This window comes from Bartonella capreoli, from assembly GCF_902813205.1.
Classification (GTDB): Bacteria; Pseudomonadota; Alphaproteobacteria; order Rhizobiales; family Rhizobiaceae; genus Bartonella; species Bartonella schoenbuchensis.
In genome coordinates, this window is sequence record NZ_CADDZX010000077.1 from 1 (window position 1) to 706 (window position 706).

At 41.1% G+C, this 706-nt stretch carries 1 protein-coding gene; it reads right to left on the reverse strand.

Going from position 1 to position 706, the window contains the following annotated elements; all coding sequences use genetic code 11:
* A partial coding sequence (locus J7R05_RS07390) for a hypothetical protein (RefSeq protein WP_208541783.1) occupies positions 1-618 on the reverse strand: 618 nt, incomplete at its 3' end.
* Positions 619-706: the final 88 nt, after the last annotated feature.

Genomic DNA, 706 nt, shown 5'->3' on the forward strand with positions numbered 1-706 from the left:
TGCATTGCCGTGAACATGTGCACCAAAATAAATACATGCACGGCCATAAATTCGAGCATTACCGTTAACATATGAACTGCCGTAAACCTGAGCATCACCGTAAACACGTGCATCGCCACCAATTACTGCATTGAGGTAAACTTGAGCGTTACCATGAATCAGTGCATTGTCTTCAATCCAAGCACTGCCATAAACGCGTGCATTGCCACAAATATCTGCATTGTCAGATACTTCAGCAGAATCATAAACATAAGCATTGCCATGAATATGCGCATCATCACTAACTACTGCATCGTCATAAACGCGTGCATTACCAGAAACTTTTGCATTGCCGTAAATACGAGCTTTATAATAAACGAGTGCATTATCGTAAACTAAAGCATCACCACGAACTACTGCATCGTTATATACTTGAGCATTATCATAAACCCAACAATCGCCCTCGTGAGAAAGATTTTCTTCTTTCTCTATAAAGCCACCCAAATCACCAGCTTTGACATTACCAAAATCTCTTAACGCTCTAATCTGATACAACGTGCAAGCATATAACCCATTAGAGTCGTAGCGTATAAACAACGTACCCTCTTCTGTAAGCTCGTATTTCTTTGCTATGCTCATGTTCTTATCCACCTAATGATTGTTGTGCATCGTTTTGCTCATACCCTGCCCTGCTTACTGCACAACCATCAACAAACTCAGGTGATGG